Below are 15,318 nucleotides of genomic sequence, written 5' to 3' on the forward strand. Positions count from 1 at the left end.
TCCTACGAACCCGTCGAGGGGCGGCCGTCCATGTGCCGCTCCCCGTAGGGCCGGAAAAGCCCTTCCTGTACGACCGAGACCAGCAGCCTGCCCTCGATGTCGTAGATACGGCCGCGTGCGAGACCGCGGCCACCCGTCGCGATCGGGGACTCCTGGTCGTAGAGGAACCACTCGTCCGCGCGGAAGGGGCGGTGGAACCACATGGCGTGGTCCAGCGAGGCCATGTCGAAGCCTCGGGGGCCCCACAGCGGTTCCACCGGGATGCGGACGGCGTCCAGGAGCGTCATGTCGCTCGCGTACGTCAGCGCGCAGGTGTGGACGAGGGGATCGTCGCCGAGCGGGCCGACCGCACGCATCCAGACCGCGCTGCGCGGCTCGGCGTCCTTGATCTCCTCGGGGGTCCAGCGCAGCCGGTCCACGTAGCGGATGTCGAAGGGCTGGCGCCGGGCCATGCGCTCCAGCTGCTCGGGGAGCTCGCCCAGATGCTCGGTGATCTCCTGGGCGACCGTCGGCAGCGTCTCGGGGTCGGGAGCCGTGATGCGCGGCGGCAACTGGTGCTCGAAAGCGCCCTCCTCGGGCTGATGGAAGGAAGCGGTGAGATTGAAGATGGTGCGTCCCTGCTGGACCGCGGTGACACGGCGCGTGGTGAAGGAGCGCCCGTCCCGCACCCGCTCGACCTGGTACACGATCGGCACGCCCGGACGGCCAGGCCGCAGGAAGTACGCGTGCAGCGAGTGCACCGGGCGCTCGCCCTCCGTGGTGCGACCGGCGGCCACCAGGGCCTGCCCGGCGACCTGCCCGCCGAACACCCGCTGCAGGGACTCCTGCGGGCTGCGGCCACGGAAGATGTTGAGCTCGATCTGCTCCAGGTCCAGCAGATCGACAAGACGGTCGGCGGGGTTGTTCATGACGGTTCCTCGACTCCTGTCCGGGGGAAGCTCGGTGCGCTCAGAGCTGGCCGACGTCGGTGACCCGGACGACGGCGCGGCCTTCCTCGTCGGAGGCCGCGAGATCGACCTCCGCGCTGATGCCCCAGTCATGGTCGCCGTTCGGGTCGGCGAACGTCTGCCGGACGCGCCACAGACCGTGCTCCGGGTCCTCCTCGATGAGCAACAGCTTGGGGCCGCGGGCGTCGGGACCGGTGCCGAGATCGTCGTACTCGTCCCAGTACTTGTCCATGGCCGCGCCCCAGGCGTCCGCGTCCCAACCGGAATCGGCGTCCAGTTCGCCGAGCTCCTCTACGTGGTCGAGGGCGGCGAGCTCGACGCGGCGGAAGAGCGCGTTGCGGACCAGGACGCGGAAGGCGCGGGAGTTGGCGGTGACCGGCTTGACCTGGTCGGCGCGCTCCTGGGCTTCCTCGGCGGTCATGACCTCGGGGTTGGCGAGCTGCTCCCACTCGTCGAGGAGGCTGGAGTCGACCTGGCGGACCATCTCGCCGAGCCAGGCGATGAGGTCCTCCAGGTCCTCGGACTTCAGGTCGTCCGGGATGGTGTGCTCAAAAGCCTTGTACGCGCTCGCGAGGTAGCGAAGGACGATGCCCTCGGTGCGGGCGAGTTCGTAGAAGGACGTGAACTCCGTGAAGGTCAGCGCCCGTTCGTACATGTCGCGGATCACGGACTTGGGGGAGAGCGGGTGGTCACCGACCCACGGGTGGCTCGTCCTGTAGGTGTTGTACGCGTGGAAGAGGAGCTCCTCCAGCGGCTTGGGGTACGTGACGTCCTGGAGCCGCTCCATGCGGTCCTCGTACTCGACGCCGTCGGCCTTCATCAGGGCCACGGCTTCGCCGCGCGCCTTGTTCTGCTGGGCGGCGAGGATCTGGCGCGGGTCGTCGAGGGTGGACTCGACGACGGACACCATGTCGAGGGCGTACGAAGGGGATTCCTGGTCGAGCAGGTCGAAGGCGGCGAGTGCGAACGTCGACAGCGGCTGGTTGAGCGCGAAGTTCTGCTGGAGGTCGACCGTCAGACGCACGATGCGTCCCGATGCGTCCGGCTCGTCGAGCTTCTCCACCACTCCGCCGTCGAGCAGCGAACGGTAGATGGCGATGGCGCGACGGATGTGCCGCAGCTGCTGCTTGCGCGGCTCGTGGTTGTCCTCGAGGAGGTGACGCATCGCCTCGAAGGCGTTGCCCGGACGGGCGATCACTGAGAGGAGCATGGTGTGCGTGACGCGGAAGCGGGAGGTCAGCGGCTCGGGCTCGGAATTGATGAGCTTGTCGAACCCTTCCTCGGTCCACCCCACAAAGCCCTCGGGTGCCTTCTTGCGCACCACCTTGCGGCGCTTCTTCGGGTCGTCGCCCGCCTTGTTGAGTGCCTTCTCGTTCTCGATGACGTGCTCGGGCGCCTGCGCCACGACGAGGCCCGCCGTGTCGAAGCCCGCACGTCCCGCGCGGCCCGCGATCTGGTGGAACTCCCGGGCGCGCAGCGTGCGCACGCGCGTGCCGTCGTACTTGGCGAGGGCGGTGAACAGCACCGTACGGATCGGGACGTTGACGCCGACGCCGAGGGTGTCCGTGCCGCAGATGACCTTCAGCAGACCGGCCTGCGCCAGCTTCTCGACGAGCCGCCGGTACTTGGGCAGCATGCCCGCGTGGTGCACGCCGATCCCGTGGCGTACGTACCGCGAGAGGTTGCGGCCGAACTTGGTGGTGAAGCGGAAGTTGCCGATCAGGTCGGCGATCTTGTCCTTCTCCTCACGGGTGCACATGTTGATGCTCATCAGCGACTGCGCGCGCTCGACGGCCTGTGCCTGCGTGAAGTGGACGATGTAGACCGGCGCCTGCTTGGTCTCCAGGAGCTCGGTGAGCGTCTCCGTGATCGGCGTCAGACGGTATTCGTACGAGAGGGGGACCGGGCGTGTCGCGGAGCGGACCACCGAGGTGGGGCGTCCCGTGCGGCGCGTCAGGTCCTTCTCGAACATCGAGACGTCGCCGAGCGTCGCGGACATGAGGATGAACTGCGCCTGCGGCAGTTCGAGGATCGGGATCTGCCAGGCCCAGCCGCGGTCGCCCTCGGCATAGAAGTGGAACTCGTCCATCACGACCTGGCCGATGTCGGCGTGCTTGCCGTCCCGCAGCGCGATGGACGCGAGGACCTCGGCCGTGCAGCAGATGACGGGCGCGTCGGAGTTCACGGACGCGTCGCCGGTCAGCATGCCGACGTTCTCGGTGCCGAAGAGCTTGCACAGGTCGAAGAACTTCTCCGACACCAGTGCCTTGATCGGCGCGGTGTAGAAGGTGACCTTGTCCTGGGCCAGCGCCGTGAAGTGCGCACCCGCCGCGACCAGGCTCTTTCCGGACCCGGTCGGCGTGGACAAGATCACGTTGGCTCCGGAGACCACCTCGATCAGCGCCTCCTCCTGAGCCGGATAGAGAGTGATCCCCTGGCCCTCGGCCCACGAGGAGAAGGCTTCGAAGAGAGCATCGGGGTCGGCATCCGGCGGCAGCTGATCAATAAGTGTCACACCCCCATCTTGCCTTCCTTCTCACCCGATCAGGGAACCGGCGGTTCGTACGAAGATCACGAACGCTACGCTGTGTCGCCAACGGGGCGTCAGTACAACGGAAATGAGGCGGGGAACAGCCATGATGGGTCCGGCACACTCACTGTCGGGGGCGGCGGCCTGGCTCGGCGTCGGAGCGGCCGCGGCGGCGGCGGGGCACACGATGCCCTGGCCGGTTCTCCTCGTCGGAGCCTTGATCTGCGCCGGGGCCGCGCTCGCACCCGACCTCGACCACAAATCGGCGACCATCTCGCGGGCCTTCGGGCCGGTCTCCCGAGGCCTGTGCGAGATCGTCGACAAGCTCTCGGCGGCCGTCTACAAGGCGACCCGCAAGCAGGGCGACCCGCGCCGTGCGGGCGGGCACCGCACCCTCACGCACACTTGGCTGTGGGCGGTTCTTATCGGGGCGGGGGCCTCGGGCCTGGCCATCTTCGGCGGCCGCTGGGCCGTTCTCGCGCTGCTCTTCGTCCACATGGTGCTCGCCATCGAGGGCCTGCTGTGGCGGGCCGCGCGTGGCTCGAGCAGCGATGTGCTGGTGTGGCTGCTCGCCGCGACGAGCGCCTGGATCCTGGCCGGAGTCCTGGACAAGCCCGGGAACGGTGCGGACTGGCTGTTCACCGCTCCGGGCCAGGAGTACCTGTGGCTGGGGCTTCCGATCGTGCTCGGCGCCCTGGTGCACGACATCGGGGACGCGCTCACGGTCTCCGGCTGCCCGATCCTGTGGCCCATCCCCATCGGGCGCAAGCGCTGGTACCCCATCGGGCCGCCGAAGCTGATGCGGTTCCGGGCGGGCAGCTGGATCGAGCTGAAGGTGCTGATGCCGGCCTTCATGCTGCTCGGGGGAGTGGGCGGCGCGGCCGCGCTGAACTTCATCTGAGGGCGGGTCCCGCCTGCGGACAGGAGGAGTGCCGGTCCGCCCGGCACTCCCGGTCCGCCCGGGCGGGACCGCCGCGAGGGCGTGTAGCGCGCGTCCTTCTACTCCGTGCGCAGATCCTCGACCTCGACGATCGCGTCGCGGGGGACCATGATCCTCGCCTTGCCGGAGCAGAGTTGCAGCTCGATGTCGACCGCCGGATGCTCGAAGACCGCCTGAGCCTGGTCCAGGTGCACGCTTCCGAACGCGGACTCGACCTTGAGGGGGCGAGGCACCCGCCAGGCGCCGCGTCACTGGATCCGTCCGGCGGCGGCGCCTGGTCTCGAAGGTGGGCAGCACGGCTTTGTCGCGGTCGTCTTCGGTGATACGTGGCGGCGGGTCATCCGGCAGGCGGGTCAACGGTGCACTCGAGTTCCGTACCGGCGAGGTCTGCATAGCGAGGTCCCTGTGCCTCAGACGTACCCGGCAAGCCCGTCCGCCAGCTCCTCCTCGTCACCGTCGCGCAGCGCGGCCAGCGCCTGCTGCAAGGCGAAGCTGCCGCGGATCGTGGCGGCGCGTGTGGCCACTCCGTGGTCCGTGACCATCCAACCGTCGTCCGTGGCGACCCCTCCTTCGGCCGTCGACGAGCCGCCCAGCGCGAGCATACGTTCCAGCACCTGGTTCAGTAGCTCGCCGCCGCAGCTGGCGCCCACCGCCGCGAGGTCCTCCGCCGGATCGCCGAGCGTGACCTCGTCCCAGTCCACGACCCCGCTGAGCCGTGGCCACCCCGCGGCGTCGTCCCACAGCACGTTCTCGCCGCCGAGGTCGCCGTGCACCAGCGCCCTGGTGACGTGGGGAAGGCGGTCGAGCGCCGCGAGCTCCCGTTCGGCACGAAGCCGCCCGGCGTCGGACATGAGGCCGAACAGCTCCGCGCGGACGTCCGCCGCGAACCTCCGCCACTCGTCCGCGGGCGCATGCGGCAGCGCCGCTCGGACTGCCTCGTCGGAGCCCGCGTCGGCGAGGGCGGTCAGCAACGTGGCGTACTGCGCCGCCACCGAATCGGCCACCTCGGGGCGGTCGAGTACGCCATCGGCCAGTGGTGCTCCGGGGACGCGGCTGAGCACCAGGTACGGCGGCTCGTCCGTGCCTGGAGCACCGCCGGCCAGCAGCGGCTCGGGTGTGCGGAAGCCGAGGCCGAGCCCGGCGAGCACGCCGAGGACGGCCGCCCGAGTGGTCAGCCGGGCGGCTGCCGCCTCGGTGCGGGCGAAGCGCACCACACGGTCCGAGCCGATCACCACATGGTGGAACTGCCCCTGGAGAACGGGCAGTTCAGCCACCACGTCATCGGGCAGCAGGCGACTCAGCAGAGCCTGATGCGACACGCCCGGCACGAAGCGAGAGGAACTCACGCCCGCCACAGGCTCGCCCGCCACCGGCTCGCCTGCAGCCGGTTCACCCACCACAGGCTCGCCCGCCGCCGACTCGCCTGCAACCAGTTCGCCCGCCGCCCGCCTGCCTCAGGTCCGCTCGCCGCCCGGGACGGACTATCCATGCCAGGACCGCCAGAGCGCCGCGTACGCACCCCCCGCCCCCACCAGTTCGTCATGGCTGCCCAGCTCGCTGATCCGGCCGTTCTCGACCACCGCGATGACATCCGCGTCGTGCGCGGTGTGCAGCCGGTGCGCGATGGCCACGACCGTGCGGCCGTCGAGGACGCGGGCGAGGGAGCGTTCCAAGTGGCGTGCCGCGCGCGGGTCCAGGAGCGAGGTCGCCTCGTCAAGGACCAGGGTGTGCGGGTCGGCGAGGACCAGGCGGGCCAGCGCGATCTGCTGGGCCTGTGCCGGGGTGAGGGCGAAGCCGCCCGAGCCCACCTCGGTGTCCAGGCCCTCGCCCAGACCCTGTGCCCAGCCGTCCGCGTCGACCGCGCCGAGAGCCGCCCACAGCTCCGCGTCCTGCGCCCCGGTCCTGGCGAGGAGGAGGTTGTCGCGCAGGGAGCCCACGAAGACGTGGTGCTCCTGGTTGACCAGCGCCACGTGCGAGCGGACCTCTTCGGCGGGCATGGCCGACAGCTCGGCTCCGCCCAGCGTCACGTGGCCGTCGCGCGGTGCGTAGATCCCGGCGAGCAGCCTGCCGAGGGTGGACTTGCCCGCGCCGGACGGTCCGACCAGGGCGACACGCGAACCAGGCTCGACGGCGAGCGACACCTCGCGCAGGACGTCGACGCCCGCGCGGTAGCCGAAGTGCACGTCGTCCGCGAGGACATGGCGACCATCGGGAGTGACGGAGCCGTCGCCCGCGTCCGGTTCGATGTCGCGTACGCCCACGAGGCGAGCGAGCGAGACCTGGGCGACCTGCAGCTCGTCGTACCAGCGCAGGATGAGCCCCAGCGGGTCGACGAGCATCTGCGCGATCAGCGCCCCCGTCGTCAGCTGGCCGACGCTGATCCAGCCCTGCAGGACGAACACGCCGCCGATCATCAGGACGGAGCAGAGCACGAGGGTGTGCGTGAAGGTGATGACCGGGAAGAGGACGGAGCGCAGGTAGAGGGTGTGGCGTTCCCACGCCGTCCATTCCTTGATGCGGCGTTCCGACAGCTTCACACGGCGCTCGCCGAGCCGGTGCGACTCCACCGTCCGCCCCGCGTCGATGGTCTCGGCGAGGGCGGCGGCGACGGCGGCGTATCCGGCGGCCTCCGAACGGTAGGCGGAGGGCGCCCGCTTGAAGTACCAGCGGCATCCGACGACGAGGAGAGGCACCGCGACGAGGAGAGCGGGCGCCAGCGGCGGCGCGGTCACGGCGAGACCGCCGATCAGGAGCGCGGCCCACACCACGCCGATGGCGAGCTGCGGCACCGCCTCCCGCATGGCGTTCGCGAGCCGGTCGACGTCCGTGGTGATCCGGGAGAGAAGATCTCCCGTCCCGGCCCGTTCGAGCACGCCCGGCGGCAGCCCGACCGAACGGACGAGGAAGTCCTCGCGCAGATCGGCCAGCATCCGCTCACCGAGCATCGCGCCGCGCACCCGCACCTGATGGACGAAGACGGCCTGCACGACCAATGCCACGGTGAAGATCCCGATGGTGCGCCCCAGATGGAGGTCGCGGGCGCTGTCCGAGACGTTCTGGACCAGATCGCCCAGCAGGTAGGGACCGGCCATGGAGGCCACCACGGCGCAGGTGTTGACCGTGACGAGCAGGGCGAAGGCCCGGCGGTGCCGCTTGAACAGCTCGCGTACGTAGGCCCCTACCGTCGCGGGCGCGCCCACGGGCAAGGTGTCCGCGGTGGTCGGGGCCGCCGGGTCGTACTCCGGTGGCGCCAGGCCGATCATGCCGTCTCCTCGATGTCGATGCCGATGTTGGTGTCGGTCCGCGCCTGAGGCGCCCGTTCTTCGTCGGTCTCGCGCGTCACGACCGCCCGGTAGCGCGGCTCGCTGTGCACCAGTTCGCGGTGTTCGCCCACCGCCACGACCTCGCCCTCATGGAGGAAGACCACACGCTCGGCACGGTCCAGGAGCAGCGGCGACGACGTGAGGACCACGGTCGTACGTCCCTTGCGCAGCCCCTTGACGCCCTCGGCGACCCGCGCCTCGGTGTGCGAGTCGACGGCTGACGTCGGCTCGTCGAGCACCAGGACCTCGGGATCGGTGACCAACGAACGGGCCAGCGCGAGGCGTTGGCGCTGCCCGCCCGACAGGGATCGCCCGCGCTCGGTGACGTGGGCGTCCATCGGGGTCTCGTCCACCGAGGCCTGCGCCAGGGCGTCCAGGACGTCCGCGCACTGCGCGGCCACCAGGGCGTCGTCGGCGCTCACCGCTCCCGACGCCGGTACGTCGAGCAGTCCGCGGAGCGTGCCGGAGAGCAGGACCGGGTCCTTGTCCTGCACGAGGACGGCGGTGCGGGCGGTGGCCAGCGGCAGCTCGTCGAGCGCCACCCCGCCGAGCAGCACGGACGGCAGCTTCTCCGCGTCGTCGAACGCCGCGTGCCCACCGAGTCGCTCGGCGAGCCGCCCCGCTTCGTCCGGGTCGCCGCACACGACGGCGGTGAGCCGGCCCGAGGGAGCCAGGAGTCCGGTCGCCGGGTCGTAGAGATCACCCGAGGGCATCTCCACGTCGCCGCTCCGGCCGCCCGCGGCCGTGTCCGTGCCGTCCTGCGACCCGTCACCGGCATGCGTCGTGCGCTGGAGCGAGAGCACCCGGGCGGCCCGCTTGGCCGAGGGGCGCGAGAAGCTGTAGGCCATCGCGATCTCCTCGAAGTGCCGCAAGGGGTAGGTCAGGAGCGTGACCGTGCTGTAGACGGTGACCAGCTCGCCGATGGTGATCCGGCCCTCGCGGGCCAGGTGCACGCCGTGCCAGACGACCGCGATCAGGAGCAGCCCCGGCATCAGCACCTGGACCGCCGAGATCGCCGCCCACATCCGGGCGCTGCGCACCGCGGCCGTACGCACTTCCTGCGAGGCGCGGCGGTAGCGGTCGAGGAAGAGTTCCTCGCCGCCGATGCCGCGCAGCACCCGCAGACCCGCCACGGTGTCCGAGGCAAGCTCTGTGGCGCGCCCGGCCTTCTCGCGCTGATGGTCGGCCCGCCGGGTGGCGCGCGGCAGCAGCGGCAGCACGGTGAGCGCGAGCACCGGGACACCCACCGCGACGACGACGCCGAGTGCGGGCTGGTACAAGACGACGCCCACGCAGACGAAGACGACCGTGAGAGCCGCCGCCGTGAACCGCGAGGCGGCCTCCACGAACCAGCCGATCTTCTCGACGTCACCGGTGGAGACCGCGACCACCTCACCGGCGGCGACGCGCCGCGTGAGCGCCGAGCCGAGCTGCGCGGTCTTGCGGGCGAGGAGCTGCTGGACGCGGGCGGCGGCGGTGATCCAGTTGGTGACCGCCGTGCGGTGCAGCATGGTGTCGCCCAGGGCGATGGCGATGCCGCTCAGCGTCATCATCGCGCCCGCCACGGCGAGTCGTTCCCCTGAGCGGTCGACCACGGCCTGCACGGCGAGTCCGACGAGGTAGGGGAGGACCGCGATCGAGCCGAAGTGCAGGAGACCCCAGGCGAGTGATTTCAGCTGGCCGCCGAGCTGGTTGCGCCCGAGCCAGCGCAGGAAGTGAGGGCCCGAGCGGGCATCCGGCATGCCCGGGTCGGTGAACGGTAGATCGCGAATCTGCATGACGTGTGACGTCCCAGGGTCGGAGAGACAGACCGTCGGTTCGGCGGAGCGTGCCGGCGTGAACGGACGGTGGTGCGCGAATGGTGGTGCGCGGACAGTGGTGATCGGGTGGAGGGGCTGCTCCAAGGCGGAGGCAACTGACATCGAGCGGCGGTAACAGGCCGTGAAAGGTTCGCCTCGGACGGTGGCGCGAAGCAAACGGTTTTCCGTCGGGGAGTAAAGATTCGGCCCCTTCTCCGCCCGGGGCCGGGCGCCGGGACGGCTCGCGTGAACCGGGTGCGACCATGGACGGATGCGTATAGCCGGTGCGGTGCGAGCGGTGGCCGCGGTCGCGGCCTGCGGTGTTCTTCTGACGTCCTGTGGCAGTGGGGACGGCGGGGCGAACGCCGGAGGGAAGAAGGACGACGCGGGCCGGGCGAAGAGAGCCGGGGCGCCACCGACGACCGACCTCAAGCGCATCCCCGACGTGGGTGACCGCCTCCAGAACGAGATCCCGAAGAACTCCCGGCAGGTCGTGGCGGTCTACGGCCAGGGTGAGGACTCGGCGAAGTCCACTGTCGTCCTGTACGAGAAGTCCGGCTCGACGTGGGACAAGACCCGCAGCTGGGCCGCGCACAACGGCAAAAAGGGCTGGACCACCGACCATCGCGAGAACGACAAGCGCAGCCCGGTCGGCGTCTACACGCTCACCGACGCGGGCGGCGTCCTCGCCGACCCGGGCGCCGAACTCCCGTACACCCAGAGCACGTCGATGCAGGCCCCGCACTACTGGCCCAAGACGCACTGGCACGATTTCGACTACGTCATCGCCATCGACTACAACCGCGCCAAGGGCACTCCGCCCAACGACCCGACCCGCCCCCAGGGCCAGTCCAAGGGCGGCAGCATCTGGCTGCACATGGACCACGGCAGCGGCACGTCGGGCTGCGTGAGTCTGTCGAAGCCGGGCATGGAGTACCTCCTGAAGACCCTCGACCCGAAGCGGCACCCGGTCGTGGTGATGGGGGACAAGGCGAACTTGAAGGGCTAGCTCCGCGGGGCCTGTCGGGCATAGAAATCCCCCATGAGAAGACGCGTCATGTCCATGCTCGCCGGGGTCACCCTCGCGGCGAGCACACTCTTCAGCGCGGGCCCGGCGGCGGCCGACACGCCCCCACCGGAGTTCGGCAACGACTGGCACGACCCGATCACGGCCGCTCCGCCCGTCCCGAAGCCGCACACCAAGTCCTGCGAAGTGACCTTGGCTGAGGCGCAGTTCAAGGACTTCACGCCCTACGAAGGCGCCTACAGCCCGCCCACGAAATGCGGCGCGGGCGACTGGGGCAAGGTCGTCCTGCGCCTCGATGGCAAGGTCAAGGGGCGGCAGTACGACCGCCTCGGCTATCTCCGCGTGGGCGGTGTCGAGGTCTTCCGGACGTCCACCCCCGAGCCGTCCGTCGACGGCATCTCCTGGTCCGTGGAGACGGACGTCACGCGCTACCGCGAGACCCTGGCGCGCGACCAGCGGGTCGAGATGCTCATCGGGAACGTCGTCAACGAGACGTACACCGGCGTCATCGACGTCAAGGCGACCCTGACGTTCTACGCGGCGCAGAAGGGGGTCAACCACGCGGCGCAGAAGGGCGCCGAGCACGAGCAGGCGCCCCCGGACCGCGTCCTGCCGCTGGGCGACGGCACCACCCTCACCACCCCGCGCAACAGCGAGCGCATCGTCGCCGAGGTCTACGCGACCGGCTCCGGCGGCGGCTGCGAGGAGTACTGGTATCTGACGGTCCCGGACGCGGCGCCCTACTCCTGCAAGGCCGAGGACGGGCCCTATCGCGAGGTGCAGGTCTCGGTCGACGGCCAACTCGCCGGTGTCGCCACGCCGTTCCCGACCGTGTGGACGGGCGGCTGGTCCAACCCCTTCCTGTGGCACGTGATTCCGGGCCCCCGCGCCTTCGACATCAAACCCATCGAGTACGACCTGACGCCCTTCGCCGGGCTGCTCAACGACGGCCGCCCGCACCAGGTGGAGGTGTCCGTGGCCGGCAGGCCGGAGGCGACGACCGGCTGGCACACCCCGACCAACGTCCTCGTCTGGCAGGACGAGAAGAGCGAGCACGTCACCGGCAAGCTGACCGCGCACAAGGCGGGCGACCTCACCAACCAGGCCATGTACACGCCCGGTTCGCCGGAGCGCGAGCACCGTCTCGACACCTCGGGCAGCCACCGGCTCAGCGTCTCGGGCTACGTCGACACCTCCCACGGACGCGTCAAGACGACCGTCACCCGGGCGCTGGCCAACACCTCCGTCCACCGCTGGACCGAGGGCGAGACCACCGACGCGCTCAAGTCGACCTGGACCGACCGCGAGACGGTCACCCGGGACGGCCGCGTGACCCGCACCGACCGGACGTACACGATGGACGGCACGACGACGCTCGGCGCCGGTGACCGGCTGCGCACCGAGATCGCCCTCGGCGACCGGGCGGAGACCGTCGTCAGGAACGATGGGCGCCGCACCGCTCGTACGGTCACCGACGACCGCTACGAAGGAGACGCGACGTACACCGCCAACGCCCCGCGCGAGGACCGGCACGCCGTCGGTACGTCTCGTGAGCGCTATCGCGTGTACGGCGACGGCGGCTGCCACGACCGCACGCTGGCCACCGAACAGGGTGCTCTCACGGTGAACCGGCTGCGCTGCTGATCCCCTCCCTTGATCCCCTCCCTCCGCCCCGGCTCTTGGAGCAAGATCCAAGATTTACGCCGATGTGATCTGGAGGTCTTCTGCGGAAGCGGGCACTCCGCCATAGTGGCGCCTCGCGGAAACAAAGTTCCGTATGGCAGAAGTCACGTGAAGTCGAACTACGGGAGTGCCCGTGCCGCAGTCCGTACCGTCCCTACCGCGACGCGTAGCACGCACATTGCGAACCTCACTGTTCGCGCAGGTCGCCAGCGCGCTGGTGCTCGGAGTCCTCGTCGGGAGGCTGTGGCCCGACGTGGGCACCGCCGTCCAACCGCTCGGCGACGGCTTCGTACGTCTCATCAAGGCGATGATCGCCCCGCTTGTGTTCTGCGTGGTCGTCGCCGGCATCACCAAGGCCGGAGATCTCAAGGCCTTCGGGCGCATAGGGATCAAGGCCCTCATCTGGTTCGAGGTCGCGACCACGATCGCCCTCGTCGTCGGCCTGCTCGCCGGGAACCTCGTCAGGCCCGGCGCCGGAATGAACGTCGACCCCGCCACACTCGACGCGTCCGCGGTCGACGCGAAGACCGGCGGCGGTGAGCTGCCCTCGACCAGCGAGTTCATCCTGCACTCGCTGCCCGACAGCGCGATCGGTGCCTTCGCCGAGAACTCGCTGCTCCAAGTCCTCGTGCTGTCCTGCCTGGTGGGCGCGGCGCTGCTGCATCTCGGCAACACGAAGGTCCCCGCGATCCTGCCCGCCATCGAGCAGGGCCAGGAGGTCGTCTTCGCGATCGTCGGCTTCATCATGAAGCTGGCACCGCTCGCCGTGTTCGGCGCCACCGCGCATCTGGTGGGGGAGTACGGTCTCGGCGCCCTGTCGACGTACGGCAAGCTCATCGGTGTCTGTTACGCGGTTGCCCTGATCTTCCTCGTCCTGCTCGCCGTGGCCCTGAAGGCGCTGACGGGTCTGAGCCTGTGGAAGTTCGTGCGCTACACCCGCGAGGAGATGCTGCTCGCGCTCGGCACGGCCTCCAGCGAGGCCGTCATGCCGCGCATGATGCAGAAGCTGCGCCAGGCGGGCTGCCGCGACGACGCGGTGGGCCTGGTCCTGCCGACGGGGTACTCCTTCAACCTCGACGGCGCTTCCATCTATCTCTCCGTCGGCACGTTGTTCATCGCGCAGGCCGTGGGTGTGGACCTGAGCCTGGGCCAGCAGATCACGGTCGTCCTCGTCCTGATGCTGACCAGCAAGGGCATGGCGGGCGTGCCCGGCTCGGCGTTCCTCGCGCTGTCCGCGACCGCCTCCGCGCTCGGGGTCATCCCGGCCGGTGCGGTCGCCCTGCTGCTCGGCGTGGACCGCATCATGGACGCCATGCGCGTCGCCACGAACCTGCTCGGCAACTGCGTCGCGGTCTTCGTGGTCTCGCGCTGGGAGGGTGCGCTGGACACGGCGCGGGCCAAGAAGGTCCTCGGCGGCGAGATCGCGTTCGTGCCCGAGCAGGCGGAGGAGCCCGGCAGCGCTGACATCAGCACCGCCGGGCCCGGTGAGCCCAAGTCCCTTACCCCTGCGGCTTCTCCGAGTCCACTCCCGGACGCTCCTTCTTCCACATCCCGCGAGTGAAGTCCGGGATCGCCTGCGGCGCGCCCTTCGCCTTGATCGACAGATGGCTCAGGGGGACGGGCGACGTCCAGACCGCGGCGTCGTAGACGTCGAAGTCGGGCACGAGGCCGAGCTGCATGGTCTGCATCAGACGGAAGATCATGATGTAGTCCATGCCGCCGTGCCCGCCCGGCGGATTGGAGTGCTCCTTCCACAGCCAGTGGTCGAAGTCCTCGGCGTACTTGCCGAAGTCGCCCCACTCGTCGTTCGTGTGGTCCGGCTCGATGTAGATGCGCTCGGGATAGTCCTCGAAGACGCCCTTGGTGCCGCCGAGGCTGTTGATGCGGCTGTAGGGGTGGGGGGTCGAGACGTCGTGCTCCAGACGGATCACCCGCCCCTTCGCCGTCTGCACGAGGCTGATCGTGCGGTCGCTCTCGATGTACGTCTCCTTCCAGCTCGGGTCGCCCGCCGGCATGTGCGCCTTGCGGTACTCGGCCAGACCGAGGGCGGGCGTGCCGAAGCTGGAGATGTGGGTGACGCGGTCCCCGCGGTTGATGTCCATGTAGTTGGAGACCGGGCCGAAGCCGTGGTTGGGGTAGAGGTCACCGCGCAGCCGCGTGTGCCACAGACGCCGCCACGGGCCCTCGTAGTAGTCCGGGTCGAACATCAGGCCGCGCAGGTCGTGGTTGTACGCGCCCGCCCCGTGCAGCAGATCACCGAACTTGCCCGCGTGGGCCATGCGCAGGACACGCATCTCGTTCTTGCCGTAACAGCAGTTCTCCAACTGCATGCAGTGTCTGCGGGTCCGCTCGGAGAGGTCGACCAGTTCCCAGAGCTGGTCGAGCTGGAGGGAGACCGGACACTCCACGCCGACGTGCTTGCCGTTCAGCATCGCCGTCTTGGCCATGTCGAAGTGCCAGTCCCAGGGCGTCGCCACGTACACAAAGTCGATGTCCCCGCGCTTGCACAGGTTCTCGAAGTCGTGATCGCCCTTGGTGTACGTCGCCGGGGCGGGCTGGCCCGCGTCGGTGACCTTCTTCGCGGCGGCCGCCGTCTTGTCCTTGACCGGGTCGCAGAGCGCGACGACCTTCACTCCCGGGACCGCCAGGAACAGGTCGATCATGCTGCCGCCGCGATTGCCGAGCCCGACGATGCCGACACGCACCGTGGAGCGCCGCTCGAACGGTACGCCGACCATGGTCTTGCCCTTGCGGGGCGGCGCATCCGCGGCCGTCACCGCCTCGGCGGGCGCCGCGGGAGCACCCTGCGGGGCGTCGGCGTGGGCCGTGCCGCCGGTGAGGGCGCCGAGGCCGAGCCCGGCTCCGGCGAGGCCCGCGGTGCGGAGCACGGCACGGCGGGAGGCGCCGTCGGCGGAGTCGTCAGGGGTCGCGGACTCGTCAGGGTTCGGTATGGCGTGCTCGTCGTGCATCGGACCTCCGTGGCTTGGATGCCTGCGCTGGAACGGATGCCACCCTGATGCGGGGACGGGCGTGGCGCAAGGGACCGAAGTGGCCAGGGAGTTGGATTTA

10 protein-coding genes and 1 pseudogene are annotated in these 15,318 nt (G+C 70.0%); 4 read left to right on the forward strand and 7 right to left on the reverse strand.

Annotated features, from left to right (window positions below; all coding sequences use genetic code 11):
* Positions 1-2: 2 nt before the first annotated feature.
* Both ABZ833_RS07705 and ABZ833_RS07710 read right to left on the reverse strand, forming a co-directional pair.
* Positions 3-908, reverse strand: a complete 906-nt coding sequence (locus ABZ833_RS07705; RefSeq protein ID WP_249592164.1) for an acyl-CoA thioesterase II — start codon at positions 906-908, stop codon at positions 3-5.
* Positions 909-948: 40 nt separating this feature from the next.
* On the reverse strand, positions 949-3,462 hold the full coding sequence (locus ABZ833_RS07710; protein WP_361042499.1) for a DUF3516 domain-containing protein: 2,514 nt from the start codon (positions 3,460-3,462) through the stop codon (positions 949-951).
* A gap of 121 nt (positions 3,463-3,583) precedes the next feature.
* Here ABZ833_RS07710 and ABZ833_RS07715 point away from each other — a divergent pair, with 121 nt between their 5' ends.
* Positions 3,584-4,378: a metal-dependent hydrolase gene (locus ABZ833_RS07715; RefSeq protein ID WP_249592166.1), complete on the forward strand. Its 795-nt coding sequence runs from the start codon at positions 3,584-3,586 to the stop codon at positions 4,376-4,378.
* A gap of 101 nt (positions 4,379-4,479) precedes the next feature.
* On the opposite strand, the pseudogene ABZ833_RS07720 reads toward ABZ833_RS07715, so the two are convergent.
* From ABZ833_RS07720 to ABZ833_RS07735, 4 genes and pseudogenes are all read right to left on the reverse strand, one after another.
* A pseudogene (locus ABZ833_RS07720) lies at positions 4,480-4,774 on the reverse strand (hypothetical protein); the annotation flags it as partial.
* 53 nt (positions 4,775-4,827) lie between these two features.
* A complete protein-coding gene (vph, locus tag ABZ833_RS07725) occupies positions 4,828-5,745 on the reverse strand; it encodes a viomycin phosphotransferase (protein WP_361043145.1) in 918 nt (305 codons plus the stop codon).
* Between the two features lie 153 nt (positions 5,746-5,898).
* Positions 5,899-7,680: an ABC transporter ATP-binding protein gene (locus tag ABZ833_RS07730; RefSeq protein WP_361042501.1), complete on the reverse strand. Its 1,782-nt coding sequence runs from the start codon at positions 7,678-7,680 to the stop codon at positions 5,899-5,901.
* Positions 7,677-9,518 carry an ABC transporter ATP-binding protein gene (locus tag ABZ833_RS07735; RefSeq protein WP_361042504.1) on the reverse strand — a complete coding sequence of 614 codons (1,842 nt, stop codon included), beginning with the start codon at positions 9,516-9,518 and terminating at the stop codon, positions 7,677-7,679. The genes ABZ833_RS07730 and ABZ833_RS07735 overlap by 4 nt, the downstream gene beginning before the upstream one ends.
* A 292-nt stretch (positions 9,519-9,810) precedes the next feature.
* On the opposite strand from ABZ833_RS07735, the gene ABZ833_RS07740 reads away from it, so the two are divergent.
* The 3 genes from ABZ833_RS07740 to ABZ833_RS07750 all read left to right on the forward strand — a co-directional run bounded on the left by ABZ833_RS07740 (position 9,811) and on the right by ABZ833_RS07750 (position 13,810).
* Positions 9,811-10,548 (forward strand): L,D-transpeptidase family protein, encoded by a 738-nt coding sequence (locus ABZ833_RS07740; RefSeq protein WP_361042506.1) that lies wholly within the window; start codon positions 9,811-9,813, stop codon positions 10,546-10,548.
* A gap of 33 nt (positions 10,549-10,581) precedes the next feature.
* Entirely contained in the window at positions 10,582-12,210 is a 1,629-nt protein-coding gene (locus tag ABZ833_RS07745; protein ID WP_361042509.1) for a peptide-N4-asparagine amidase, read from the forward strand.
* 172 nt (positions 12,211-12,382) lie between these two features.
* A complete protein-coding gene (locus ABZ833_RS07750) occupies positions 12,383-13,810 on the forward strand; it encodes a cation:dicarboxylase symporter family transporter (RefSeq protein ID WP_361042512.1) in 1,428 nt (475 codons plus the stop codon).
* On the opposite strand, the gene ABZ833_RS07755 is transcribed toward ABZ833_RS07750, so the two are convergent.
* Positions 13,749-15,218 (reverse strand): Gfo/Idh/MocA family oxidoreductase, encoded by a 1,470-nt coding sequence (locus ABZ833_RS07755; RefSeq protein ID WP_361042514.1) that lies wholly within the window; start codon positions 15,216-15,218, stop codon positions 13,749-13,751. The two genes, ABZ833_RS07750 and ABZ833_RS07755, sit on opposite strands and share 62 nt — an antisense overlap.
* Between the last annotated feature and the right edge of the window lie 100 nt (positions 15,219-15,318).

The organism is Streptomyces sp. NPDC047525 (assembly GCF_040643025.1).
Taxonomy (GTDB): Bacteria; Actinomycetota; Actinomycetes; order Streptomycetales; family Streptomycetaceae; genus Streptomyces; species Streptomyces durmitorensis.